Genomic DNA, 24466 nt, shown 5'->3' on the forward strand with positions numbered 1-24466 from the left:
CCCCGGGTGACGCGGCACCGCCGTCGGCGCGGCGCGCCGCTGTGGCGGTACCTGACCGCTCTCGTGCTGCTGCCCGTGATCGGCGTCGCCGTGCTCGCGACGGCCGCGGCGCAGACGCGCGCGGACCAGGTCACGAGCGCCACCCGTGCCGAGGAGGCCATGCGCGTCCTGTCCTTCCTCGACGCCGCCCGCAGCGGCGCGGAGCAGGAGCTCGTCCCGGTCCTCTCGCTCAAGGTCGTCGGCGACCCGGCGCTGGCCGCCGCGCTCGGCGTCCCCGAGAACCTCGTCGCCATGCAGCGCTCCGCCGCGGCCGCCGACGCCGCGGACGCCGCCCGGCGGACCGACGACGCGCTGGCCGCCGTCCCCGACGGCTCGATCGGGACGGAGGCGGCGCAGCGCGCCACCGCCGAGCTGGCCGAGCTGCGCACGTCCTCCCTCGGGCGCGAACTGGACATCCAGGACGTCTACCTGCGCTTCCTCGCCATCTCCACCGACCTCATGACCGCGCAGGAGGAGGCGGCCGCGGCCGCCACCGCCGAGGGCGTGCCCGCTGCGACGCTGCGCGCCATCCGCGACGTGCAGACCGCCGCGCAGCTCGCGCACATCGCCAGCCGGCAGATGCCGCTGTACCTGGGGTCGATGTTCATCTCCATCGGCGACAGCATCGTGGGCTCGCGCACCGCCTGGGAGACGTCCTGGCTGGACTACAGCGACGCCCAGCGGCAGATGGCGGGCCTGTCGCAGCCCGGGCTGGTCGCGGCCTGGGAGGAGGTCCGAGCCTCCGCCGCCGTGGCCGAGGTCGACCGACGGCTCGCCCAGGGCCTGCTCGACCCCGGCGCGGTGCCCTCGCTCGGGGACATGGTGGCGCTGATGCTCGCCAGCCAGGAGCGCGGCGTCGTGCTCGCCGACCTGGTCGCGACCGCCGTCGACGAGGCCCAGGTGCTGGTGGCCGCCGACCGCGAGCACGCCGGGAACGCGCTCCGGGGCGTCGTCCTCGTCGGAGCCTGCCTGCTCGTCGGCTCCGTGGTGGGTGCCCTCGTCCTCGGACGCAGCGTCGCCCGCGCCCTGCGCCTGCTCGCCGGCCAGGCGCAGCAGATCAGCCGCGGCTCGCTGGTGGAGGTCGAGGTCGCCGGCCCGCGCGAGGTCCGCACCGTGTCGGCGGCGCTGGCCACCGCCGTCGCCGGCCTGCGGCGCATCCAGGACCAGGCCCAGGCCGTGGCCCGCGGCGACCTGGACAACGCCCTGCTCGACCAGCCGCTCCCCGGCCCCCTGGGCGAGGTGGTGCACGCCTCGGTCAAGGAGATCGTGCACTCGGTCCGCCAGCGCGAGGAGCTGCAGTTCGCCCTCGCCCACCAGGCCACCCACGACGCGCTCACCGAGCTCCCGAACCGCGCCCAGGCGGTCAGCCTGGTGACGGCGGCACTGCACCGCGGCCGTCGCTCCGGAGAGATGACCGGCCTGCTCTTCGTCGACCTCGACGGCTTCAAGGCGGTCAACGACGGGCACGGGCACGCCGCCGGCGACCAGGTGCTGCGCGAGGTCGCCCACCGGCTCGTCGCCGCGGTGCGCCCCGGCGACGTCGTCTGCCGGCTGGGCGGGGACGAGTTCGTCGTCCTCGTCGAGCCCGTGCGCAGCGAGCACGACCTGGTCGAGCTCGCCTCCCGCCTCATCGACGCCGTCGGCGAGCCGATCGCCGTGCAGCGCGCCCGCGTCCGGGTCGGCGCCAGCGTCGGCGTGGCGGTGGGCCGGGACGGCAGCACCGACGCCGACGCGCTGTTCGCCGAGGCCGACACCGCCGCCTACCGCGCCAAGGCCCGCGGCCGGGGCCGGGTCGAGGTGTTCGACGAGACGCTCCGCCTCCAGCTCAGCCAGCGCGCCGAGCTCGAGGCCGCCATCGCCTCCGGCCTGGCCGGCGGCGAGATGCAGGTGGCCTACCAGCCGGTCGTCGACGTCGCGACCGAGCGGCTCACCGGCTACGAGGCGCTCATCCGCTGGGAGCGGCCGGGGCAGGGCCTGGTCCCGCCGGACCAGTTCATCGCCGTGGCCGAGGGCTCGCGCCTGATCGGCGAGGTGGACCGCTGGATGCTGCAGGCCGCGACCGCCCAGCTGGCGAGGTGGCGCGCCGAGTCCCCGGCCGCGCCGGGGGAGCTGGACCCGACGATGGCGGTCAACATCTCCGGGCGGCACCTCGTCGACCCGCGGGTGGTCACCGACGTCGCCGACGCGCTGCGGACCTCCGGCCTGCCCGCCCACCTGCTCGTCCTGGAGGTCACCGAGACGGTGCTCGTCGACGCGCCGCTCGCCCACGAGCACCTGGCCGAGCTGCGGGCCCTGGGCGTCGGCATCGCCATCGACGACTTCGGCACCGGCTACACCTCGATCGGGCAGCTGCGGCACATGCCCGTGGACACGCTCAAGGTCGACCGCAGCTTCGTGGCGTCGGCGGAGCCCGCGCACCGCGAGCTCGTGGCGCTGATGATCCGGGCGGCCCACACCTTCGGGCTGACCGTCGTCGCCGAGGGCGTCGAGGAGCCCGAGCAGCTGGCACGGCTCCGGGCGCAGGGCTGCGACCGCGCGCAGGGCTTCCTGTTCCACCGCCCCCTGGACGCCGAGCAGGCCGGCGCGCTGCTGCGCCGGCCGGCGGTGGCCGGCACCCGCTGAGCCCGCGGGGGACACGCCGCGACGACGGCGCGCTCCCGCGGTGACCACGCCGTCCACCGGCCCGGGCACGCTCGCGACGGCGCGTTCCTGTCGACATGTGGCCGCCCCGGGGGACGGGCCACCGGCTCGTCCAGGGGCCTCGGCAACGATCCGGACACGCGGCGTCCCGAGTGCGTCGGCGCGGCGCCCGGACGGCGTCGGCGGCACCTACCTTTCCTCCATCGCGTCGCCCACCGGCGGCGCGGTGCCCGCCCTCCTTCCCCTGGGGCGGGCCCGCCATGGATGGACGGGCAGCGGTGAGCGACATGGATGGTCAGCAGTGAGTGTCATGGGTGGTATCCCGGGCAGCGGTGTCGTCGCGGACACCGGCGTCGAGGCGTGGTGGCTCGTCGCCGGCCGCGAGGACGCCCCCGGGCCGGTGGTCGCCGGCCCCTTCCCCGACCGGGCCGAGGCGGGCTGGTCGGCCGCGGCCCTGGCCGACGGCGCCGACGCGCGCCCCGCGTACGGCGTGCGCGTGGCCGACGGCTCGCTGCGGCGTCGTCCCTCGCCGCAGGAGTGGGCGTGGCTGGACCACCTGACCGCCCAGCTCGACCGGCTGCCCGACGACTGGTGCCCGCTGCTGGCGGAGGAGGACCCGCTGACCACGCTGGTGGTCGAGGTCACCGCGGCGCTGGCCGAGGCGGGGCTGCCGCTGCACGACGCCACCGGTGCGGACGGCCCGCTGGGCGGCGCCTGCCTGACCCCGACGCCCGACCTCGACGGCATCGTCGTCGCCTGGCGCCAGCACGACCGGGTGAGCGTCGACCAGGTGCACGGTGCCGCGGCCGACTCCGCGGTGCAGCAGGCGATGAACCGGGCGCTGGCCGAGGTGCTCGCCGTCCGCGGCCTCTCGCCCGAGGCGTGGGGCGGGGCGGTCGTCGTCCGCCGGGAGGTCTGACCGGCCGGCTCACCGCACCGGGGGCAGCTGACCGACCCGCTCCCGGACGGCCATGAGCAGCGCCGGCCAGCCCAGCGCCAGACCGGCGCCGATCAGCGCCCCGGCGACGGTGTCGGAGAGCCAGTGCGCGCGGAGGTACACCCGGGACAGCGCCATCACGGCGCCGAACACCACCGCGCGCACCTCCCAGCGCCAGCGCCGGGGGCCGGGCGGGGCGAGCACCAGCACCAGGCCGACCGCGGTGACGGTGCCGGCGATGGCGTGCCCGGAGGGGAAGGAGGCGGCGGTCGTCTCGATCAGCGCGCCGGGCGGGCGCGCCCGGTCGACGGCGGCCTTGAGCGGTCCGATGAACAGCTCGCTGGTGAGGACGGCGAGGGCGAAGGCGGCCAGCCGCAGCCAGTGCCGCCGCCAGGCGATGAGCAGCAGCGCCGCGATCCGCAGCGGCCAGTTGACGTAGGCGCTGCCGAGCACCGACATCACCTCGGCGACGGCCGTGGCCGGACCGTTCTGCACGTCGCCTGCCCAGCGCCAGACCGTGTCGTCGACGGCCTGCACGGCGGGGCGGGTGGCCGGCACGACGACGAGCAGGGTGAGGACGACGGCGGCGGTCAGCAGGCAGGCGCTGGCCACCAGCCCCCGGCGTGCGTCGACGAGCACCGGGCGCTACACCGACTCCGGCACCAGGGCGGTGCGGGGGGCGGTGCCCGGCTCGCGCCGCCACGACCGGTTGCGCCGCCAGTAGACGTAGCAGCCCAACCCCGCCGGGATGGGGAGCACGTAGGTCAGCGCCCGGAAGACCAGCACCGCGGCGGCCACCAGCGCCCGCGGCCCGCCCGCCGCGGACAGGCCGGTGATCAGCGCGAGCTCGATCACCCCGAGCCCGCCCGGCGTGAACGGGACGGCGGTGAGCAGCCGCGCGAAGGCGAAGACCGCCAGCGCCTCCACCACGCTGACCTGGTCACCGTCGACCCCGACGAAGCGCAGCGCCAGCAGCAGGACGAGGAACAGCGAGAGGTGGCTGACCAGCGTGGCGAGGGTGATCCAGTGCCACCGCGCCCGCAGCAGCAGCGCCGTCCGGTCGCGGAACTTCGTCGTGGCCCGCTCCCAGCCGGTCACCGGGCCGCGGCCGAAGGGCCGGCGCAGCGCCGAGGCGACCCGGGCGGCGCCGGTGCCGATGCGCTCGGCGCCCTCGCGGCTGCGCAGCAGCGCGCCCAGCAGGACGACGGCGACGACCAGGGCGGCCAGCCCGAGCAGCCCCGCGGTCACCCGGCCGGCCGTCGGCGGAGCGCTCAGCGCCAGCAGGGCGAGCGCCAGCACCGGCAGCGCCAGCTTGGCGAAGTTGTTCCACAGGCCCGAGACCAGCAGCGCCACCGACGTCCGCGAGCGGGAGAAGCCCCACGAGGAGTTCATGGCGTAGGTCAGGCCCAGGGAGATCGCCGCGCCGCCGACCACCGTGTTGGACACCGCCGTCGTCGTCTGGGTGGAGACCAGGGCCTGGCGCAGCTTCAGCCCGGGCGTCGTCGCGACCATGACGAACTGGTAGGTGGCCAGGTTCCAGGCGGCCGCCAGTGCCAGGACGGTCACCTCGAGCCAGGTCATGTCGCGCACCGGCGTCCAGACGTCGGCCAGGCTGGTGAACTGGGGCAGGAACCAGGCGAAGACCCCCACGACCAGCGCCACGGACAGCGCGCCGCCGAGGACCTGCCGGCCGCGCAGCCGGCCCCGCACGTTCACCGGTCGCCGTCCGGGGGATCGAGCTCCAGCCGGCCGTCGGTCTGCTCCTCGACGGCGGCGCGCACGGCGTCCCGCGGGACGGCGCCCAGACCGGAGGTGGCGAAGCCGAGCGGCTCGGCGCGGTTCTCCCCGCTCAGCCGGAACAGCACGCTGATGCAGCCGCCCTCGAAGACGTAGTAGCGCGTGCCGACGTACTCCGGCGTCACCTGGGTGACCCGCTCCCAGCGCTGCATCGCCTCCCGGTCGCTGGGGATGAGCGTGGCGCCGTTGGTGTCGCAGGACTCGTCGAGGCGGATCTCGACCGCGCGCACCCCGTCGCGGTTGGAGTCCAGCCAGAAGCGGGCGTCCTCCTGCGTGACCTCGAGGCCGGAGACGTCCCAGCCCAGCGGGATGACCTCGAGGCACGGCACCCAGGTCGCCGTCGGCACCGACTGCGCGAGCAGGACGACCCCGTTGGCCGGCGTGCCCTCGTCCCCCTCACGGCAGGCCACGACCTCGGAGTCCAGCACGACCGGGCGCACGCAGCCGGCGACCAGCAGCGGGGCCAGGAGCGCGGGGAGGAGGAGCGCGAGGAGCGAGCGCCGACGGCGCCTCACAGCGGCGACCCGAGCAGGCCGACGGTGACGACGGCGGCGACGCACGCCATCGCGACGGTGACCACGGTCAGCCCGAAGCGGCGCCAGGTCCACCGCTGGATGTGCACCGGGGGCAGCTGGAAGGGCAGCAGCCGGAGGAAGTCGGCGTGCAGGTCCCGCCCCTGCTGGCGCAGCATCCGCCGCAGCTGGCTGGGCATCGTCAGGCCGCGCGTGGCCGCGAAGGCCTCGGCGATCTCCTCGTCGGAGAACTGCCGGCGGGCGCGCGCGTACACCTGCGCCGCGTCCGTGCGCAGCGCCATGACCAGCATCATGTTGGCCAGGTCGACCGCCTGCCGCCACGGGCTGGGCCGCACCTCGGCGAAGGCGGAGTCGATCAGGAACAGATCGCCGTCGCGCACGAGCAGGTTGGCCGGCTTGATGTCGCGGTGGGCCATGCCGATGTCCCACATCCGGCGCACCGCGGCCAGCCCCTGGTCGATGATCCGGTCGTCGATCTCGGCCTCGCCGACCTCCACCGCGCCGGAGATGAACTCGGTGACCAGCAGGTACTCGCGCTCCGGGGTGATCTCCACGATGCCCAGGGGGTGCGGCACCGGCAGCGAGGCCTCCCAGAACAGCCGCAGGATGTAGTCCTCGTACTGCACCAGCCGACGGACGCTGTGGAACGGCTTCTCGTCCTCCAGCCGGCCGTAGAGCAGCGTGCGGCCCAGCTTGTACCAGCGGTCCGAGCGCACGTGGGTGATCGCGTAGAGCTTGCCGAACACGCAGCTCTCCTCGTCGCCCGACGACGGGTGCGCCTTGACCGTGATCCGCAGCGGCGTCGAGCCGCCCGAGCCGGCCAGGGCGAAGGGCTGCACGTCGGTGGCGAGCAGGCCGAGCTGGTCCTGCAGGGCCCGGACGATCGCATCGCCGCGTTCGCCGGAGACGTCCAGGTGCGCCGGCCGCCCCCGGCTGTAGCGCACCGGGTACACGGAGTTCGGCGTGAGCAGCCGGAACGCGGCCAGCGGCGCGGCGACGCCGAGCACCACGCCGGCGACGATGCCCGAGGGGTGGTCCTGGGCGAGGTACATGCGGGAGAGCGCGGTGATCACGAGCAGCCCGCAGACCACCCACTTGCCGACGGTCCGCTTGGTGCCGGGCGGCACCAGCGCGTACACGGTGCTGACGAGGAACGCGGCGAGCACCGTCATGGGCAGGGACGGCATGGAGAAGCCGGACCACGGACCGACGATCTCCACCTCGAACGGTCGCGGCCGCTGCAGCGTCGTCGCCGTCACCGCGGCGACGTTCACGACGACGAGGACGACGCCGAACCAGACGAACAGGTGCCGCCAGCGCCGGAACGCCACGAGCAGCACCAGGTTGGCCAGCCACATGACGTGGAGGGCCCGCTCGGTGGCCAGCAGGCCGGCCACCTCGGCGATGTCGATGCCGACCGGCGATCGCAGCTCCGCGAAGGCCTGGAGCACCCGGGTGTCGGCGACGTCGAAGTAGCGGATGGTGCCGGTGACGACGACGACCGCCCAGGCGACCACGACCGCCCCGCTCAGCCCGAGCCACCACTTGCCCGACGTCCGCAGCTGGCGCGGCAGGGCGGGCGGCTCGCCCGAGGGACGGCGCCGGCGGCGGACGCGCGCGATGGCCGGCGGGGACGGTCGGACGGCCGGCCCCGCCGTGCCGGCGCTGGGCAGCGCCTGCGGCACGGACGCCATGCCTGGGGATGGTGCCCTGCGGGCGGCGCCGCGACCATCCCCTTTCGTCCCGCGGCCGTTCTACGGTGGGGTTCCGCCGGGGCGGGAGGTGATGCGGTGCGCGCACGGTGGGCGGTCCTCGCCGTCCTGCTGCTCCTGCTGCCCGCGTGCGGCGGGGAGCCCGACGCGGGCACCGGACCGCCGTCGAGCGTTCGGTTCGCGTCCTACGACTTCCCGGAGAACCAGATCCTGGTCGAGGTCTACGCCGAGGCCGCCCGCCGGCGGGGGGTCCTGGTGTCGGTGCAGCACGGCATCGGCACCCGCGAGGTCGTCTCCCCGGCGCTGCAGCAGGGCGTGGTCGACGTCGTCGTCGACTACCTGGGGACGGCGCTGGCCTTCGCCCGGCCGCAGTTCCCCCGCCCGCCGGAGGCGCCCGAGGCGATGCACGCGGTCCTGACCCGGACGATGGGCGGGCGCGGGGTCGACGTCCTCCCGCCGTCGAGCGCCGAGGACCAGAACGGCTTCGTCGTCACGCGGGCGTTCGCCGCCGAGCACGGCATCCGCACGCTGTCCGACCTCGTGCCGCTCACCCCCGAGCTGGTGTTCGGCGGCCCGCCGGAGTGCCCCGACCGGCCGTTCTGCCTGCTGGGGCTGGAGCAGGTCTACGGCATGCGCTTCGGCGACGTGCTCGCCATGCCCACGCGGGCGGCCACCCTCGAGGCGCTGCTCTCCGGGCAGGTGGACGTCGGCATGCTGGAGACCACCGACGCCCGCCTCGCCGTCGCCCCCGTGCTGCTGCTCGCCGACGACCGTGCCCTGCAGCCGCGGGAGAACGTCGTGCCGATGGTGCGGGCGGACGTGGCGGAGCGGTGGGGCGAGCCCCTGCGCCGGGCGCTCGAGGACGCCAGCGCCCGGCTGACGACCGAGGACCTGATCCAGCTCAACCGCGCCGTCGAGCTGGACGGGATCTCGCCCGCCGACGCCGCCGCCGACTGGTGGGACGAGCGCGACTGACCGGGTCAGGCGTCGAGGAACGCCTCCACGACCGGCGCGAGCTGCGGCGCCTCGGTGACCAGCGCGACGTGCCCGCCCGGGTAGACGTGCAGCCGCGCGTCCGGGAGCAGCCGGGCCATGACCCGGGCGTTGACCACGGGCACGATCGGGTCGTCGTCGCCGGCGAGGACCAGCGTCGGCTGCCGGATCAGCCCGAGGAAGGGCAGGCTGCTCCAGCCGGTGCTCGCGGCCAGCTGGTAGTAGTAGCCGCGCCGGGGGCCCAGCCGGGTCGCGGCGTGCAGCGCGCGGGCCGCCCGCTCGGGCTCGTCGCGGATCGTGCCGCCGTAGATCTCCCCCGCGATCCGCCGCGCGTACTCCGGGTCCCGGTGCCGCCGCGGCGTGAGCATCCGCGCCAGCACCCGCGGGTGCGCGGGCACCATGAGCGCTCCCGTGCCGGTGGCGGCGAGCACCAGCCGGCGGCAGCGCCGGCGGTGCTGCACGGCGAAGTGCTGCGCGAGGCCGCCGCCCCAGGACAGGCCCAGGACGTCGACCGGCCCGTCCAGGCCGAGCCGGTCGAGCAGCCCGGTCACCACCGGGCCGAACGTGGCCAGGGTGTACGGCACGACCGGCGGCGGGGACCCACCCACCCCCGGGACGTTGAACCGGACGACCGTGCGCCGCGGGTCCAGCGCGTCGACGAAGGGCTGCAGCACCTCCAGGCTCGCGCCGATGCCGTTCATCAGCAGCAGCGGTGGCACGGCGGCGTCGGTACCGGCCCGGACCGACGTCCGCAGCGTGCGGCCGCCGGCCGTGACCGAGCGGACCCGATCGCCCGTGCCCGGCCGCGCGCTACTTGTCGAAGACATACGTGCCCGGGGCCTCGCCCAGCACCTCGAGCCCGCCGGCCAGGTCGGTCGGGGCGGGGACGCGCTCGCCGCACCGCTCCGCGAGCCACGCGGTGAAGTCCGGCCACCAGGAGCCCTTCTCCGTCCGGGCGGTGCGCAGCCACTCCTCCGCGTCCGGCGGGGTGTCGTCGGCCACCTGGAAGGTGGACTTCGGGTTGCCCGGCGGGTTGACCAGCGAGGCGATGTGCCCGCTGGTCGACAGGATGAAGCGGCTCTCCCCGCCGAGCAGCTGGGTGCTGCGGTAGCAGGCCTGCCACGGGCAGAGGTGGTCGGCGATACCCGCTGTGACGTAGGTGTCGACGGTGACCGCGGACAGGTCCACCGGCGTCCCGAGCATCGTCGCGCCGCCGGCCTCGGTCAGCGCGTTGCCCAGCGCGACGTCGATGAAGTCCCGGTGCAGTCCCGCGCTCATCCGGGTCGTGTCGGCGTTCCAGAAGAGGATGTCGAAGTTCGGCGGTGGCTTGCCCTGCAGGTAGTTGTTGACCCAGTAGTTCCAGATCAGGTCGTTGGGTCGCAGCCAGGCGAAGACCTCGGCCAGCTGGGCGCCGTCGAGGTAGCCCTTGCGGCGGGAGCGCTCGGTCGCCGCGCGGACCGACTCCTCGTCCATCAGCGCCGACACGGTGCCCGCCCGCGACCAGTCCAGGACCGTGACGGCGAAGCTCGCCGCGCTCACCCGGTCCTGCCGGCCCTCGGCGGCCAGGTGGGCCAGCACCATCGCGGTGATGATCCCGCCGGAGCAGAAGGCCTGCAGCGCCACCCGCTCGCTGCCGGAGGCGTGCTCGACGGCGTCCATCGCGTCCAGCAGCGCCGACCCGTAGGTGTCCAGGCCCCACTCGGCGTGCCGCTCGTCGGGGTTGCGCCACGAGATCATGAAGACCTGGTGGCCGGCGCCGACGTAGTGCTCGACGATGCTGCGGCCCGGGGCGAGGTCGGCGATGTAGTACTTGTTGATCGTCGGCGGCACCATCAGCAGCGGGACCTCGTGCACCGTGTCCGTCGTCGGCCGGTAGCGGATCAGCTCGAACACGTCGGTGCGGAAGACGACGACGCCCGGCGTCACCGCGAGGTCCTCGCCGACGGAGAACGCGTCCGGCTCGACCATCGAGGGCACCCGCGGCGGGGCGGCCAGGTCGGTGGCCATGCGCCGCAGCCCCTGCACGACGTTCCTCCCGCCGGTGTCGATCAGCGCCTTCCAGCCGAGCGGGTTGAGCACCGGCACGTTGGACGGCGCCAGGGCGTCGACCAGGTTGGTGGCGGTGAACCGGATGCGCTCGTCGTCCTGCCAGTCGAGATCGGCGTCCTCGATCAGCTCCCAGGCGGTGCGCGCGGCGGCCAGGTGGGTCTGCATCGCCCGGCGCAGCAGCGGGTTGCCCGACCAGGCGGGGTCGGCGAACCGCTTGTCCTTGCCGCCGGGTGCCAGCTCCGAGCGGCCCAGGGCGATCCGGCCCAGCTCGGAGGCGAGCTCGCCGGTGCGCCGGGCCACCGTGACCGGCTGCCGGCCCAGCGCGGCGCCGAACCGCAGCGCCGTGCCGGCCGGCGGGACCAGCCGGCGCAGCGGCCCGCGGGCGGCGTCGACCAGCACCATGTCCAGCCCGAGCGCGCCCTCGGCCGCTGCCTCCGGGACGTCGGGCTGGCGTGCCGTCGTGGTCATCGCGTCTCCTCCGCGGCCGGTGTGAGTCAGCTCACTGAAGCACACCCGCCGTCGCCCGGCAGGGGGAGCGGGACCCCTCGGCTCAGGTGATCGCGCTGGTGCCGGTCACCGCCCGGCCGACGATCAGCGTGTTGACCTCGCGGGTGCCCTCGTAGGAGTAGATGGCCTCGGCGTCCGCGGCGAACCGGCCCACGTGGTTCTCCAGCAGGATGCCGTTGCCGCCCATCAGCTCGCGGGCGTAGCCGACCGTCTCGCGCATCCGCATGGTGCAGAACGCCTTGGCCAGCGAGGCCTGCTCGTCGCTCATCGTGCCCTCGTCCTGCAGCTGCGAGAGACGGGCGCACATGGCGGCCGAGGCGGTGATGTTGCCCAGCATCCGCACCAGCAGGTCCTGCACCAGCTGGAACTCCGCGATCGGCTGCCCGAACTGCTCCCGCTCGGTCGCGTACCGCAGCGCGTGCTCGTAGGCCCCGCGCGAGCAGCCGACCGAGGACCACGCCACCCCGGCGCGGGTCATCTTCAGCACCTTGGCGGTGTCGCGGAAGCTGTTCGCCTCCTGGAGCCGGTTCTCCTCGGGCACCCGCACGTCCTCGAGGGTGATCAGGGCGTTCTGCACGACCCGCAGCGCGATCTTGTCCTGGAGGTCGACGGTCGAGAAGCCCGGCGTCCCCTTCTCGACGACGAAGCCGAGGACCTGGTCGGACTCCTCGTCCTTGGCCCAGATGATGATCAGGTCGGCGAAGCTGGCGTTGCCGATCCACTTCTTCTGGCCGTTGAGCACCCACGTCCCGCCCTCGCGGCGGCAGGTCGTCTGCGCGCCGCGCGCGATGTCGGACCCGGCCTCGGGCTCGGTCAGCCCGAACGCGCCGATCAGCTCCATGCGCGCCATCGCGGGCAGCCAGCGCTCCTTCTGCTCCTCGGAGCCGCACAGGTAGATCGAGCCCATCGCCAGCCCGCCGTGCACGCCCATGAAGGTCGAGATGGACGCGTCACCCCGGGAGAGCTCCATGGCCACCATGCCGTCGAACAACGAGGACCGGCCCGGGCAGCCGTAACCGGAGTAGGGGTTGCCGGCGATGCCCAGCCCGGCCAGGCCGGGCACCAGCTCGTGGGGGAACTCGCCGCGGGTCCAGTAGCCGTTGATGACCGGCTCGACCTGCTCGTCCATGAACGTGCGCACCCGGTGCAGCAGCGCCCGCTCCTCGTCGGACAGCAGCCCCTCGAGGTCGTAGAAGTCCGAGGTCACCGGAGGGGCGTCACTCATGGCTGGCTGTCTCCCTGCAGTCGTGGTCGTCGTCCGCCCCTACCCGCCCGGCCGCACCGGCAACGTGACGAATGCGTGACCACCCGAACGGGCACCGAGGGGTCCACCCCCCCGACGTCCCCGAGGAGCACCCGTGAGATCCATCGCAGACCAGACCGACGAGGAGCTCGGGGGGCCGGGCAGCGTGCTGGTCCGCCAGCGCCGCGACCACGTCGAGCTCGACCGCCTCCTGCACGAGCTCGACGGCGCCACCGGTACGGCTCAGGAGGAGGTGCTGACCCGCATCGACCGGCTGGTCTTCAGCCACGCCTTCGCCGAGGAGACCGTCATCTGGCCGGTCGTCCGGCGCGTCCTCCCGGACGGCGAGGCGTTGACGCTGCAGATCGAGGAGGAGCACCAGGAGGTCAACGAGCTGGTCACCGCCCTCGAGCGGGACGGCCTGGAACACCCCGAGCGCCCGGCCCGGCTGCGGCGCCTGACCGAGGTGCTGCGCGAGGACGTGCGCGACGAGGAGGACGTCATGTTCCCGCGCCTCCAGGCGGCGGTGAGCCCGGCCGAGCTGCGGGCACTGGGTCGCCGGTGGGAGGTGATGCGCCGCATCTCGCCGACCCGGCCGCACCCGACGGTGTCCCGCCGACCGCCGGGCAACGCCCTGTCGGGCCTGCCGCTGTCGCTGATCGACCGCACCCGCGACCTGGTCGACGCCGGTGTGCGGCGCGCGCCGGACCGGTTCGTCCCCGCCGGCCGGGCGCTGAGCGCGGGCCTGGCCCAGGTGGCCGGGCTGGTCGAGCGGATCCCGCTCTCCCGCACCGGCGACCGGCCGCCGACCAGCCGGTAGCCGCCCCCGAGAACGCGTCAGGCGCCCTCTCCCGCGGAGGGAGGGGGCGCCTGACGGGCTCTCGCAGCCGTTACGTCGTCTGCTTGTCCTTCGGGTTGGCCCGGGCGTCGAGCTGGATCTCCTTCTCGGCCCTCGGGACGCCCTCCTTGAGCTCCTTGGTCCGCTCGATCTCCGCGTCCAGCTCGATGCCGAAGAGCAGGGCGACGTTGATCAGCCAGAACCAGATGAGGAACACGACCACACCGGCCAGCGCGCCGTAGGTCTTGTTGTAGCTGCCGAAGTTGCCGACGTAGAACGCGAAGGCGGCCGAGGCCACGATCGCCACGAGGATGGCCACACCGGCGCCGGGGCTGACCCACTTGAAGCCGCGCAGCTTCACGTTCGGCGTCGAGTAGTAGAGGACGGCGATCATCAGCGCGAGCACGACGAGCACGACCGGCCACTTCACGACGTTCCACACGGTCTGGCCGGTCTCGCCGACCCCGATGGCCGAGCCGATGGCGTCGACGACCGGGCCGCTGAGCACCAGCAGCGCCAGGATGATGGCGGCGAACAGGATGCCGACCAGCGTCACGAGCAGCTGCAGCGGCTTGAGCTTCCAGACCTTGCGCCCCTCGGGCGTCTCGTAGACGACGTTCGCCGCGCGGGTGAACGCGCCGACGTAGCCGGAGGCCGACCAGACGGCCGTCGCGAGACCGATGACCAGCGCGAGGCCGGCGGTCCCGCTGTTGCCGGCGATCTGGTCGATGACCGGGTTGAGGGTGTCAGCGGCGGACTCCGGCACCACCTCGGTGAGGGCGTCGGTGAGCTCCTGCGGGTCGGTGAGCAGGCCGACGATGGACACCAGGGCGATCAGCGCCGGGAACATCGCCAGGACGCCGTAGTACGTCAGCGCCGCGGCCCAGTCCGTGAGGTTGTCCTCGCTGAACTCCTTGAGCGTGCGCTTGATGGTGCCGCCCGTGGTCGGCTTCGGGTCGGCGCCGACAGGGGCGAAGTCGGCCCGGGTGCCGCTGATGACGTCGTTGTCCGGGGCGGGGTCGCCGCCGGCGCGGTTGCCCTCGAAGCGGGCCTCGCTCGTCGAGCTGCTCGCGTCGTTCGAGCGGCTGGACGAGCCGGTGGGTCGGGTCATGGAGTCCTCCGGGTCGGGGAAGGCGCGGAGCCCTCGATCGGAGGAGGCGGTGCCCAGATCCGCCCGGTTCCATACCGGAGGGCGGCGCGCCGTTGCCGAACGGAGATCAGACCCCGCGTGAGCGGACGCCGGGGCGCGGGGATGACTCCGGTCACACTCCGTCAGGTGAAGTGCACGACATGACGATTGAGACGTGTCGGGACAGGGGATGAAGCCCCTCGACGTGCCGCCGCCCCTGACCCGACGGCGGCACCCGGACGCAGGGGGAGAAGAACGACGATGGTGATGTGGCCGGCCGTGACGCTGATCGGCTTCCTGGTCCTGACGGCCCTGGTGATCGCGATGGGCACGCAGTCCACCGCCCGCTACGAGCGCGAGCGTGCCGAGCGCACCCCCGCTGCCCGTCCCGCCACCGCGGAGCCCGTGGGCGCGGCGCAGGCCGCCTAGCCCGGACGACGAGCACCGGACGCCCCGCTCCCTCCCCGGAGGGCGCGGGGCGTCCTGCTGCTCAGAGCACGTCGGGCGGGGTGTCCAGCACCGTGCGGTCCAGCGAGCCGAGCAGGTCGAACTGCGCCCCGGTGCGGGGCAGCTCCCAGCGCCAGAAGTAGCGGGCGGCGGCCCGCTTGCCGTCGTAGAAGGACCCCTCGCCGCCCGTGGTGGCCAGCGCCTGGTCCAGCCACAGCCAGGCGACGACGACGTGCCCGGCCGCCTCGAGGTAGACGTGCGCGTTGGCCAGCGCGAGCTCGGGGTCGCCGGTGCCCCAGAGCGTCGCGGTGACCTCGCCGAGCCGGGCGACCGCGGCGTCCACGTCGGCGGCGAACTGCGCCCACTCCGTGCCCGCGCCGCGCGCCGTCGTCGCGCCGATGGTCTCCGCGAGCAGCGCCAGCCCCGCGCCGCCCTGCATCACGACCTTGCGGCCGAGCAGGTCCAGCGCCTGGATCCCCTGGGTGCCCTCGTGGATCGGGTTGAGCCGGTTGTCCCGGTAGAACTGCTCGACGGGGTAGTCGCGGGTGTAGCCGTAGCCGCCGTGCACCTGGATGGCCAGGTCGTTCGCGGCCAGCCCCCACTGCGAGGGCCAGGCCTTGGCGATCGGCGTCAGCATCTCCAGCAACAGGTGGGCCCGCTCCCGCCCCGCGGCGTCGTCGGCGGTCTGCTCCTCGTCGACCAGCCGCGCGCAGTACAGCCCCAGCGCCAGCCCGCCCTCGGCGTAGCTCTTGGCGGCGAGCAGCATCCGGCGCACGTCCGGGTGCTCGATGATCGGCACCATGGGGGAGGCGGGGTCCTTGGCTGCGGCCGGCCGGCCCTGCGTGCGGGTGCGGGCGTACTCGAGCGCGTGCAGGTAGCCGGTGCAGCCCAACGCGCTCGCGCCCATCCCGACGCCGATCCGCGCCTCGTTCATCATGTGGAACATGTAGGTCAGGCCGCGGTTCTCCTCGCCCACGAGGTAGCCGACCGCGCCGGCCCGCCCGCCCGGGGTGTGCACGCCCTCGCCGAAGTTCAGCAGCGTGTTCGTCGTCCCCCGGTAGCCCATCTTGTGGTTGAGCCCGGCCAGGACGACGTCGTTGCGCTCGCCGAGCGAGCCGTCGTCACCGACCAGGAACTTGGGCACGACGAACAGCGAGATGCCCTTCACGCCGGCCGGACCGCCGGGGACCTTCGCCAGCACCAGGTGGACGATGTTCTCGGTCAGCTCGTGGTCGCCGCCGGAGATCCACATCTTGTTGCCGGTGAGCCGGTAGGTGCCGTCGTCCTGGCGCTCGGCGCGGGTGGTGATGTCGGCCAGGGAGGACCCGGCCTGCGGCTCGGAGAGCGCCATCGTGCCGAACCAGCGGCCCTCGACCATCGGCGCGACGAAGGTGCCGATCTGCTCCTCGGTGCCGTGCGCCAGGAGCAGCCGGGCGTTGGCCATGGTGAGGAACGGGTAGCCCGACGTGCCCACGTTGGCCGCCAGGAACCAGGCCAGCACCGCCTGCCCGACGCTGTGCGGCAGCTGCATGCCGCCGTGCTCCTCGTCGAAGGTGCCGGCCATCAGTCCGGCCTCGCCGAAGACCCGCAGGGCGCGGCCGACCTCCGGGATGAGCTCGACCCGGCCGTCGACCATCCGCGGCTCGTGCTCGTCGGCGGTGCGGTTGTGCGGGGCGAAGTGCTCGGTGGCCACCTGCTGGGCCAGGTCGAGCACCGCGTCGAAGGTCTGCCGCGAGTGCTCGGTGAACCGCGGGCGCTTCGTCAGCGACTCGACGTCGAGCCACTCGTGCAGCAGGAAGTCGAGGTCGCGGCGGGACAGGATCAGCGAGGGGCCGGGCATGACGCCAGTGTGCGACCGGCGCGCGAGGGCGGGGAAGCGGGGCTCCGGATCGATCCCCGGAGCCCCGGTTCCCCGCCCTCGGTGGCGGTCAGCGGGCGGTGTCGCCCGGGCGGCCGGTCGGCGGCGGGGTGGACGTCGGCGCCGCCGCACCGGCGGCCTGCACCGCCTGCTCGCCCGCGTCGGTCTCGTCGGTGGGCGCCTGCCCGGCCGACTCCGCCTGCGCGGCCTGGATGCCCGACTTCTCGCTCAGCTTCAGCTGCGGCAGGAAGAGGAACACGAAGAACCCGATCGCGACGACGCCGGCGGCGATGAGGAACACCAGGTCGACCGAGGCGGTGAAGCCCTCGCGGAAGGGGTCCACGAGCAGCGGGAACTCCGCGATCCGGGTGGTGTCGGAGGTGACCTCCTCGATGCCCGCCTGGCTCAGCTGCTGGGCCTGGGCGGCGGCGTCCGGGTTGCTCGCCGCCGCGGCGCCGATCCGGTCGCCGATCTCCTGCGGCAGCCGGGTGAACAGCAGCGAGAGGAAGGCCGCCGTCCCGATCGTGCCGCCCATCTGGCGGAAGAAGGTGACCGACGACGTCGCGACGCCCATCTCCCGCGGGGAGACGGCGTTCTGCACGGCGAGGATGACCGGCTGGAAGTTGAAGCCCAGCCCCAGGCCGAGCATGACCATGAACGGCACCAGCGCCCAGACCGAGGTGTCCGGCCCGACGACGAACGACATCGACGTCAGGGCGACGACCATCAGCGCCACGCCGACCAGCGGGAACACCTTGTACCTGCCGGTCCTCGAGATCGCGATGCCGGAGCTCATCGCGCCGGTCATGATCCCCAGCACGAGCGGCACCATCTGCAGGCCGGCCACCGTGGCGCTGGAGCCCTTCACGATCTGCAGGTACTGCGGGAGCAGCAGCAGCCCGCCGAACATGCCGGCGCCCATGACCACCGAGCCGATGCCGCTGACGGTGAAGGTGCGGTTGCCGAACAGCCGCAGCGGCAGCAGCGCGTCGTCCCGGTAGGCCCGCTCGGCCAGCACGAACAGGACGAAGCCGACCACGCCGATGGCGTAGCAGGCCACGGCCCGCCCGGAGGTCCAGCCCCAGATGCGGCCCTGCTCGGCGACGATCAGCAGCGGCACCAGGAAGGCGACGAGGGTGAGCGCGCCGGGCCAGTCGATGCGGTGCTCGCGGCGCTCGTGCGGCAGGTGCAGCACCCTCCACACGGCGGCGAAGGCGATCGCGCCCAGGGGCACGTTGACGTAGAAGATCCAGCGCCAGCCGTCGACGCCGAGCAGCGAGGTCTGCCCGGCGAAGAAGCCGCCGATGACCGGGCCGAGGACGCTCGAGGAGCCGAAGACGGCCATGAAGTAGCCCTGGTACCGGGAGCGCTCCCGCGGCGGGACGATGTCGCCGATGATCGCCAGCGCCAGGGACATGAGCCCGCCGGCGCCGATGCCCTGCACCGCGCGGAAGGCGGCCAGCTGGTACATCGAGTCGGCCATGCCGCACAGGATCGAGCCGAGGACGAAGACGCCGATCGCGAACAGGTAGAACGGCCGGCGCCCGTAGATGTCGGAGAGCTTCCCGTACAGCGGGGTGGCGATCGTCGAGGTGATGAGGAACGCCGTCGTCGCCCAGGCCTGCAGGTCGTAGCCCTGCAGGTCGTCGGCGATGGTGCGGATGGCGGTGGAGACGACGGTCTGGTCCAGCGCCGCCAGGAACATCGCGACCATGAGGCCGACGAGGATCGTGACGATCTGCCGGTGGGTGAACGCGCCGTCCGCGCCGGGTGCGGCGGCTGATCGCCGCCGTGCCTCGCGCTCGGCTGCGGTGGTCTGGCTCATCGGAGGTCTCCCGGTACGGGCGTGGAGGCCGCGTCGCCCGGCAGGGCGGCGGCGAGGTCGTCGAGGAAGCGGCCGAGGAGGTCGCTGAAGGTGGCGAGGTCGTCCTCGCCCCAGGTGCTGGTGATGCGGTCGAGGACGGCGGCGCGGTCCCGGCCCAGCTGCTCGAGCGCGGCGAGCCCGGCGTCGGTCACGACGAGCCGGGTGGCCCGGCCGTCGGACTCGTCGGCCACCCGGCGCACCAGGCCCTCGGCGACGAGGACGGCGACGTGCCGGCTCACCGTCGAGGGGTCGGCGCGGACCTCGTCGGCCAGCGCGCCCTGGCGGAGCGGCCCGAGCCGGACGAGCGGGTGCAGCAGCACGAGCGCCGCGCGGTCGCGTACGTCGGGCGCGAAGTGCACCTTCGCCGCGGTGACCAGCCGCAGGAAGCGCGGCATCTGCTCGGACAGCGTGCCCACGGAGCGGTCGCGCGGCGGCGAGGCGGTCCGGTGCGGGCCGGGGGGAGGGGACATGACGGCCCTTCGAGGTGGAGCAGGGAGCACGCCGAGCATAAGACGGTTGTTGGATGCAAGCACGTAGTTGCAGACTGCACCGGTTGTGATCCTGGCGACGTCGCAGGCCCGGCCCGGCCGGTGGGATCCTGGAGCCGGTGGGGCGAGCCGCCCCGTACCCCTGACGACCCCGAGAGGAACGCGAGCCACCGGTGAGCTCCCCGCAGGACGACCTCCGCGCGCGCCTCGCCGGCCTGACGCTCGCCGACGAGCACCGGCTGCGCCGCCGCCTCGACGGGCTGCGGAGGACGCGGGACGCCGGCGCAAGGGAACGGCAGCAGGAGCGCCTCGTCGCCGACGTCGTCGCCGCGGAGGAGCGCATCGCCCGCCGGCGCGCGGCGGTGCCCGCGGTCTCCTACCCAGAGGACCTGCCCGTCAGCGCGCGCCGCGACGACATCGCCGCGGCGCTGCGCGACGCGCAGGTGGTCGTCGTCGCCGGCGAGACCGGCTCGGGCAAGACCACGCAGCTGCCGAAGATCGCCCTCGAGCTCGGCCGGGGCGTCCGCGGCCGGATCGGGCACACCCAGCCGCGCCGGATCGCCGCGCGCAGCGTCGCCGAGCGGATCGCCGAGGAGCTGGGGACGCCGCTGGGCGAGGCGGTCGGCTACAAGATGCGCTTCAACGACCAGGTCTCGGACTCGACGCTGGTCAAGCTCATGACCGACGGCGTGCTGCTCGCCGAGATCGCGCACGACCGGCTGCTGCGCCAGTACGACACGATCATCCTCGACGAGGCCCACGAGCGGAGCCTCAACATCGACTTCCTGCTGGGCTACCTGGCCCAGATCCTGCCGCGGCGCCCGGACCTGAAGCTGGTCATCACCTCGGCCACCATCGACGTCGAGCGGGTCGCCGCCCACTTCTCGGGCGCGCCGGTCGTCGAGGTCAGCGGCCGCACGTACCCGGTGGAGGTGCGGTACCGCCCGGTCGTGGACCCGGACGACCCGGAGGCCGACGAGGACCGCGACCAGGTGACGGCGATCCTGGACGCCGTCGACGAGCTGACCGCCGAGGGCCCGGGCGACATCCTCGTGTTCCTCGCCGGTGAGCGCGAGATCCGCGACACCCAGGACGCGCTGGCCGACCGCGAGCTGCGCGACACCGAGGTGGTCCCCCTCTACTCGCGGCTGTCGGCCGCCGACCAGCACAAGGTCTTCGCCCCGCACACCGGACGGCGGATCGTGCTGGCCACCAACGTGGCCGAGACCTCGCTGACCGTGCCGGGCATCCGCTACGTCATCGACCCGGGGACCGCGCGCATCTCGCGGTACAGCCACCGGACCAAGGTGCAGCGGCTGCCGATCGAGGCGGTCAGCCAGGCGTCGGCGCGGCAGCGGTCGGGCCGGTGCGGCCGGCTCGGACCGGGGATCGCCATCCGGCTGTACACCGAGGACGACTTCGACGCCCGGCCGGAGTTCACCGACCCGGAGATCCTGCGCACCAACCTCGCCTCGGTGCTGCTGCAGATGGCCGCCCTCGACCTCGGCGCCGTCGACGAGTTCCCCTTCGTCGACCCGCCGGACCGCCGGGCCGTCGCCGACGGCCTGGCGCTGCTGGAGGAGCTGGGGGCGCTCGACGAGCAGGGGGCGCTCACGCCGACCGGCCGCTCGCTGGCCGCCCTGCCCCTGGACCCGCGGATCGCCCGCATGGTGGTGGAGGCCGACCGCCGCGGTGTGCTGGAGGAGGTCCTGGTCATCGCGGCCGGGCTCACCATCCAGGACCCGCGCGAGCGGCCCACCGAGCACCAGCAGGCCGCCGACGAGCTGCACCGCCGCTTCGCCGACGAGAACTCCGACTTCCTGGCGCTGCTCAACCTGTGGCGCTACCTGGGCGAGCAGGCGGAGGCGCTGAGCGGCAACCAGTTCCGCCGCACCGTGAAGCGGGAGTTCCTGCACTACCTGCGCATCCGGGAGTGGCAGGACCTGCACGGCCAGCTGCGCGGGACCGCCCGGCGGCTCGGGATGGAGCTGCGCGGGGCGGCCACCGAGCCCGACGAGCGCGGCATCACCGCGTCCCTGCTGGCCGGTCTGCTGTCCCAGGTCGGCATGCAGGCGGAGCCGGCCAGGACGAGGGACGGCAAGCCCGGCCGCCCGGGCCGGGAGTACCTCGGGACGCGGGGCACCCGGTTCGTCCTCGCGCCCGGCACGCCGCTGGCGAAGAAGCCGCCGCGCTGGGTGGTGGCCGCCGAGCTGGTGGAGACCAGCCGGTTGTTCGCGCGCACGGTGGCGCGGATCGACCCGGAGACCGTCGAGCAGCTGGCCGACCACCTGGTGAAGCGCCAGTACTCCGAGCCCCGGTGGGACGCGAAGCGCGGCTCCGTCGTCGCCACCGAGCGGGTCACGCTCCACGGCCTGCCGCTGGTCGTCGGCCGGCGCGTCCAGTACGGCTCCATCGACCCCGAGGTGAGCCGGGAGCTGTTCATCCGGCACGCGCTCGTGCAGGGGGAGTGGACGACCCACCACCGCTTCTGGGCGGAGAACGCACGTGCGATCGAGCAGGTCGCCCAGCTCGAGGAGCGGGCCCGCCGGCGCGACATCGCCGTGGACGACGAGACGCTGTTCGAGCTCTACGACGCCCGCGTCCCGGCCGACGTCGTCAGCACCCGGCACTTCGACAGGTGGTGGAAGCAGGCGCGGCACCGGACGCCGGACCTGCTCACCTTCACGCCGGCCATGCTCACGAACGCCGCGGCAGCCGGTCAGGTGCGGGTGGAGGACTTCCCGGACGAGGTGCCGTTGACGCAGGGGTTGAGCCTGCCGCTGTCCTACGCCTTCGCCCCGGGTTCCGCCGAGGACGGGGTCACCGTCGACGTCCCGCTGGGCGTGCTGGACACCGTGGTCGACCGGACGTCGGGGGAGTCGCTGGCGTTCACCGTCCCCGGGCTGCGCGAGGAGCTGGTCACCGCCCTGCTGCGCACACTGCCCAAGCAGCAACGCCGGGCGCTGGTGCCGATCCCCGACCGGGTGCGCGAGGTGCTGCCGCACATCGACCCCGGTGAGCCGCTGCTGCCCGCGTTGGAACGGGAGCTGCGCCGGGCCGCGGGCGTCGTCGTCCCGCCCGACGCGTGGCAGCCCGGGCAGGTGCCCGACCACCTGCGGGCCACCTTCCGGGTGCTCGACGACCAGCAGCGCCCGCTGGCCACGGGCAAGGACCTCGCCGCGCTCAAGGCGCAGGTGGCACCGCAGGCCCGGGCCACGCTGGCCGCCGCGGCCGCGTCGGTCGAGCGCAGCCGGATGACCACCTGGGACGTCGGCACGCTGCCGCGCACCGTCGAGGTCCGCCGCGGCGACCACCTGGTCACCGCCTACCCCGCGCTGGTGGACGAGGGCGCGACCGTCGGCGTCCGCGTCGTCCCCACCGAGGTCGAGGCCGGGCGGCTGACCTGGCGCGGGGCGCGGCGGCTGCTGGTGCTGGTCGCCGGCTCGCCGACCAAGCAGGTGGTCAAGAGCCTGACCCCGCGCACCCGGCTGGCGCTGCAGTTCAACCCCGACGGCGAGATCCCGGCGCTGGTGGACGACTGCGTGGACGCCGCCGCCGACGAGCTGATCGCCGCGGCAGGCGGCCCGCCGCGGGACCAGGCGGCCTTCGACGCGCTGGTCGCGACGGCGAAGCGGGAGCTGCACCCGCTCACCGTCGACGCCGTGCAGAAGGTGGAAGCCGTGCTCACCCAGGCGCGCGAGGTCGCCGTCGCCATCGGGGCGGCACCGGCACGCCGGGTGCCCGAGGCGGCGGTCGCCGACCTGCGCCGCCAGATGACCGGCCTGCTGCACCGAGGCTTCGTCGCCGCGGCCGGCCGCCGCCGGCTGCCCGACCTCGTCCGCTACCTGCGGGCGATGGCCCACCGCCTGGAGAAGCTCCCGGCCAACGCCGTCCGCGACGAGCTGTGGACGGCGCAGGTCGCGGCGGTCACCGCCGAGTACGAGCAGCTGCGTCGCGAGGTGCCCGCCACCGGCGCCCCGGACGACCCGGTGGTCCGCGTGCGCTGGATGGTCGAGGAGCTGCGCGTCGGCCTCTTCGCGCAGGGCATCGGCACGCCGCGCCCGATCAGCGAGCAGCGCGTCTACAAGGCGATCGACGCCCTCCTCTGATCCGCCGGGCTCAGCGGGCCGGGTCCGCCTGGTCCTCCTGGGCCCTCTGGTCGGTCTCCCGCAGCAGGGCCGAGATGCGTTGCCGGGTGACGCCGAAGAGGGCGGCGATCCGGTTGATGCTGATCTGCTCCGCCTGCAGGGCGGCGGCCTGCTCCCGCCGCCAGGTGTGGCCTGCCGCGGAGAGGGCCGCCAGCACGGTCGAGATGCGCTCGACGATCAACGGGCGGGACTCGGCGGTCACGATCTCGAGCCACGGCTCGCCGCCTCGCCGCCGCCGCAGCAGCGTCTCCGCACGGGCCCGGGACTGCACGAGCTCGTCGACGCACCGGTCGAGCTCGGTGACGAGGTCGGCGAGAGCCTGCTCGGCCACGTCGGGGGCCTTGTCGTGGTGTGCGTCGGCGGGCACAACCCCTCCGTTCCTGGGTGGGATGCGTCGCACACTACCAAAGTGAATAGGTGTTGCATGCAACCAGCATTGCGACGCAACGGGTCTGACATGCAACGGGCCTTGCGCTCACGGGCCCGGACGTGGTTTGTTGTGCGCAACGCAGTCGTCGGGGAGCGCCCCCGGGCCACGACCTCGCCGCAGATCGGAACTCCATGTCCAGCCGCAACGCCAGCTTCGACCTGCCGCCGACCGCCGGGAGCGTGCGCGTCGCCCGCCACGTGCTGCTGGAGCTCATGCGGGCGTGGGCCGTCCCGCACGACCAGGAGGACGGCGCACTGCTGCTCACCGAACTGGTCACCAACGTCGTCGACCACGTCGAGGGCGAGGCGGAGCTCACCGTCGAGGTCACCGCCGGCGAGGACTGGCTGCGCATAGCCGTCGTGGACGGGTCCGCGGTGCGGCCCGTCGTGCGGGAGCTGTCGACGGACCGACCGCGCGGCAGGGGCATGCGGATGGTCCAGCAGATCGCCGACCGCTGGGGTGTCGAGGACCACCTCGGCGGCAAGCGCGTGTGGTTCGAGCTCCGCCTGCCGGGGATGTGACCGGGAGGCTGGTTTGCCGTCGGCGCTGATCGGGGAGGGGTTCGGGGGAAGACGACCGAGAGGAAGGACGGCGATGAGCGAGCCGAACAGCAGCCAGGCCGCGGGCGAGGGTCTCTCCGACGAGGAGATGATCGAGACGGTCGCCGGGCAGACCGACAGCGCCTCGGAGAACGCCGACGTGGCGGGCAAGGACTGGAACGGGGAGGCCGCCGAGGCCCCCGCTCCGACCGACGAGGCCTGAGACCGGACGCACGCGGTCCCGGCTCCCCCCTCGGGGAGCCGGGACCGTCGTC

20 protein-coding genes are annotated in these 24466 nt (G+C 74.1%); 8 read left to right on the plus strand and 12 right to left on the minus strand.

Annotated features, from left to right (window positions below):
- The first annotated feature begins 6 nt into the window (after positions 1-6).
- Both ACI79H_RS07275 and ACI79H_RS07280 read left to right on the plus strand, forming a co-directional pair.
- Positions 7-2661, plus strand: a complete 2655-nt coding sequence (locus ACI79H_RS07275) for a putative bifunctional diguanylate cyclase/phosphodiesterase (RefSeq protein WP_456553709.1) — start codon at positions 7-9, stop codon at positions 2659-2661.
- Positions 2662-2989: 328 nt separating this feature from the next.
- Positions 2990-3598 (plus strand): hypothetical protein, encoded by a 609-nt coding sequence (locus ACI79H_RS07280; protein ID WP_456553710.1) that lies wholly within the window; start codon positions 2990-2992, stop codon positions 3596-3598.
- Positions 3599-3607: 9 nt separating this feature from the next.
- Here the strand turns inward: ACI79H_RS07280 and ACI79H_RS07285 are convergent, their stop codons facing one another.
- Genes ACI79H_RS07285 through ACI79H_RS07300 form a run of 4 tightly spaced genes read right to left on the minus strand, consistent with a single transcriptional unit; the run spans position 3608 to position 7640 of the window.
- Positions 3608-4255, minus strand: coding sequence for a phosphatase PAP2 family protein (locus ACI79H_RS07285; protein WP_456553711.1), 648 nt, complete (start codon positions 4253-4255; stop codon positions 3608-3610).
- A gap of 6 nt (positions 4256-4261) precedes the next feature.
- Entirely contained in the window at positions 4262-5332 is a 1071-nt protein-coding gene (locus tag ACI79H_RS07290) for a lysylphosphatidylglycerol synthase transmembrane domain-containing protein (RefSeq protein ID WP_456553712.1), read from the minus strand.
- Positions 5329-5928 carry a hypothetical protein gene (locus tag ACI79H_RS07295; protein ID WP_456553713.1) on the minus strand — a complete coding sequence of 200 codons (600 nt, stop codon included), beginning with the start codon at positions 5926-5928 and terminating at the stop codon, positions 5329-5331. Before ACI79H_RS07295 ends, ACI79H_RS07290 begins: the two co-directional genes overlap by 4 nt.
- Positions 5925-7640 carry a phosphatase PAP2 family protein gene (locus tag ACI79H_RS07300; RefSeq protein WP_456553714.1) on the minus strand — a complete coding sequence of 572 codons (1716 nt, stop codon included), beginning with the start codon at positions 7638-7640 and terminating at the stop codon, positions 5925-5927. The genes ACI79H_RS07295 and ACI79H_RS07300 overlap by 4 nt, the downstream gene beginning before the upstream one ends.
- A 96-nt stretch (positions 7641-7736) precedes the next feature.
- Between ACI79H_RS07300 and ACI79H_RS07305 the strand changes: the two genes are divergently transcribed.
- Positions 7737-8633: an ABC transporter substrate-binding protein gene (locus ACI79H_RS07305; protein WP_456553715.1), complete on the plus strand. Its 897-nt coding sequence runs from the start codon at positions 7737-7739 to the stop codon at positions 8631-8633.
- 5 nt (positions 8634-8638) lie between these two features.
- On the opposite strand, the gene phaZ is transcribed toward ACI79H_RS07305, so the two are convergent.
- The 3 genes from phaZ to ACI79H_RS07320 all read right to left on the minus strand — a co-directional run bounded on the left by phaZ (position 8639) and on the right by ACI79H_RS07320 (position 12432).
- A complete protein-coding gene (phaZ, locus tag ACI79H_RS07310) occupies positions 8639-9478 on the minus strand; it encodes a poly(3-hydroxyalkanoate) depolymerase (RefSeq protein ID WP_456553716.1) in 840 nt (279 codons plus the stop codon).
- Complete coding sequence (locus ACI79H_RS07315) at positions 9462-11168, minus strand: PHA/PHB synthase family protein (RefSeq protein WP_456553717.1); 1707 nt, start codon at positions 11166-11168, stop codon at positions 9462-9464. Before ACI79H_RS07315 ends, phaZ begins: the two co-directional genes overlap by 17 nt.
- Before the next feature lie 82 nt (positions 11169-11250).
- Positions 11251-12432 carry an acyl-CoA dehydrogenase family protein gene (locus ACI79H_RS07320; RefSeq protein WP_456553718.1) on the minus strand — a complete coding sequence of 394 codons (1182 nt, stop codon included), beginning with the start codon at positions 12430-12432 and terminating at the stop codon, positions 11251-11253.
- Between the two features lie 133 nt (positions 12433-12565).
- On the opposite strand from ACI79H_RS07320, the gene ACI79H_RS07325 reads away from it, so the two are divergent.
- Positions 12566-13270 (plus strand): hemerythrin domain-containing protein, encoded by a 705-nt coding sequence (locus tag ACI79H_RS07325; RefSeq protein ID WP_456553719.1) that lies wholly within the window; start codon positions 12566-12568, stop codon positions 13268-13270.
- A gap of 70 nt (positions 13271-13340) precedes the next feature.
- Here the strand turns inward: ACI79H_RS07325 and ACI79H_RS07330 are convergent, their stop codons facing one another.
- A complete protein-coding gene (locus tag ACI79H_RS07330; protein ID WP_456553720.1) occupies positions 13341-14399 on the minus strand; it encodes a YihY/virulence factor BrkB family protein in 1059 nt (352 codons plus the stop codon).
- A 279-nt stretch (positions 14400-14678) separates the two neighbouring features.
- Here ACI79H_RS07330 and ACI79H_RS07335 point away from each other — a divergent pair, with 279 nt between their 5' ends.
- Entirely contained in the window at positions 14679-14846 is a 168-nt protein-coding gene (locus ACI79H_RS07335; RefSeq protein ID WP_456553721.1) for a hypothetical protein, read from the plus strand.
- Positions 14847-14907: 61 nt separating this feature from the next.
- Here ACI79H_RS07335 and ACI79H_RS07340 read toward each other — a convergent pair whose 3' ends face one another.
- The 3 genes from ACI79H_RS07340 to ACI79H_RS07350 all read right to left on the minus strand — a co-directional run bounded on the left by ACI79H_RS07340 (position 14908) and on the right by ACI79H_RS07350 (position 19056).
- Positions 14908-16704 carry an acyl-CoA dehydrogenase gene (locus ACI79H_RS07340; protein WP_456553722.1) on the minus strand — a complete coding sequence of 599 codons (1797 nt, stop codon included), beginning with the start codon at positions 16702-16704 and terminating at the stop codon, positions 14908-14910.
- 88 nt (positions 16705-16792) lie between these two features.
- Entirely contained in the window at positions 16793-18547 is a 1755-nt protein-coding gene (locus tag ACI79H_RS07345; protein ID WP_456553723.1) for an MDR family MFS transporter, read from the minus strand.
- Positions 18544-19056, minus strand: a complete 513-nt coding sequence (locus tag ACI79H_RS07350) for a MarR family winged helix-turn-helix transcriptional regulator (protein ID WP_456553724.1) — start codon at positions 19054-19056, stop codon at positions 18544-18546. The genes ACI79H_RS07345 and ACI79H_RS07350 overlap by 4 nt, the downstream gene beginning before the upstream one ends.
- Before the next feature lie 191 nt (positions 19057-19247).
- Between ACI79H_RS07350 and hrpA the strand changes: the two genes are divergently transcribed.
- Positions 19248-23183, plus strand: a complete 3936-nt coding sequence (gene hrpA, locus ACI79H_RS07355; RefSeq protein WP_456553725.1) for an ATP-dependent RNA helicase HrpA — start codon at positions 19248-19250, stop codon at positions 23181-23183.
- Between the two features lie 10 nt (positions 23184-23193).
- Here the strand turns inward: hrpA and ACI79H_RS07360 are convergent, their stop codons facing one another.
- Positions 23194-23589: a hypothetical protein gene (locus ACI79H_RS07360; protein ID WP_456553726.1), complete on the minus strand. Its 396-nt coding sequence runs from the start codon at positions 23587-23589 to the stop codon at positions 23194-23196.
- Between the two features lie 194 nt (positions 23590-23783).
- On the opposite strand from ACI79H_RS07360, the gene ACI79H_RS07365 reads away from it, so the two are divergent.
- The gene (locus ACI79H_RS07365; RefSeq protein WP_456553727.1) at positions 23784-24173 is read left to right on the plus strand and encodes an ATP-binding protein; all 390 of its coding nucleotides are present in this window, start codon (positions 23784-23786) and stop codon (positions 24171-24173) included.
- A 73-nt stretch (positions 24174-24246) separates the two neighbouring features.
- Positions 24247-24414, plus strand: a complete 168-nt coding sequence (locus ACI79H_RS07370) for a hypothetical protein (RefSeq protein WP_456553728.1) — start codon at positions 24247-24249, stop codon at positions 24412-24414.
- Positions 24415-24466 lie beyond the last annotated feature (52 nt).

It is taken from the genome of Blastococcus sp. SYSU D01042 (assembly GCF_054050515.1).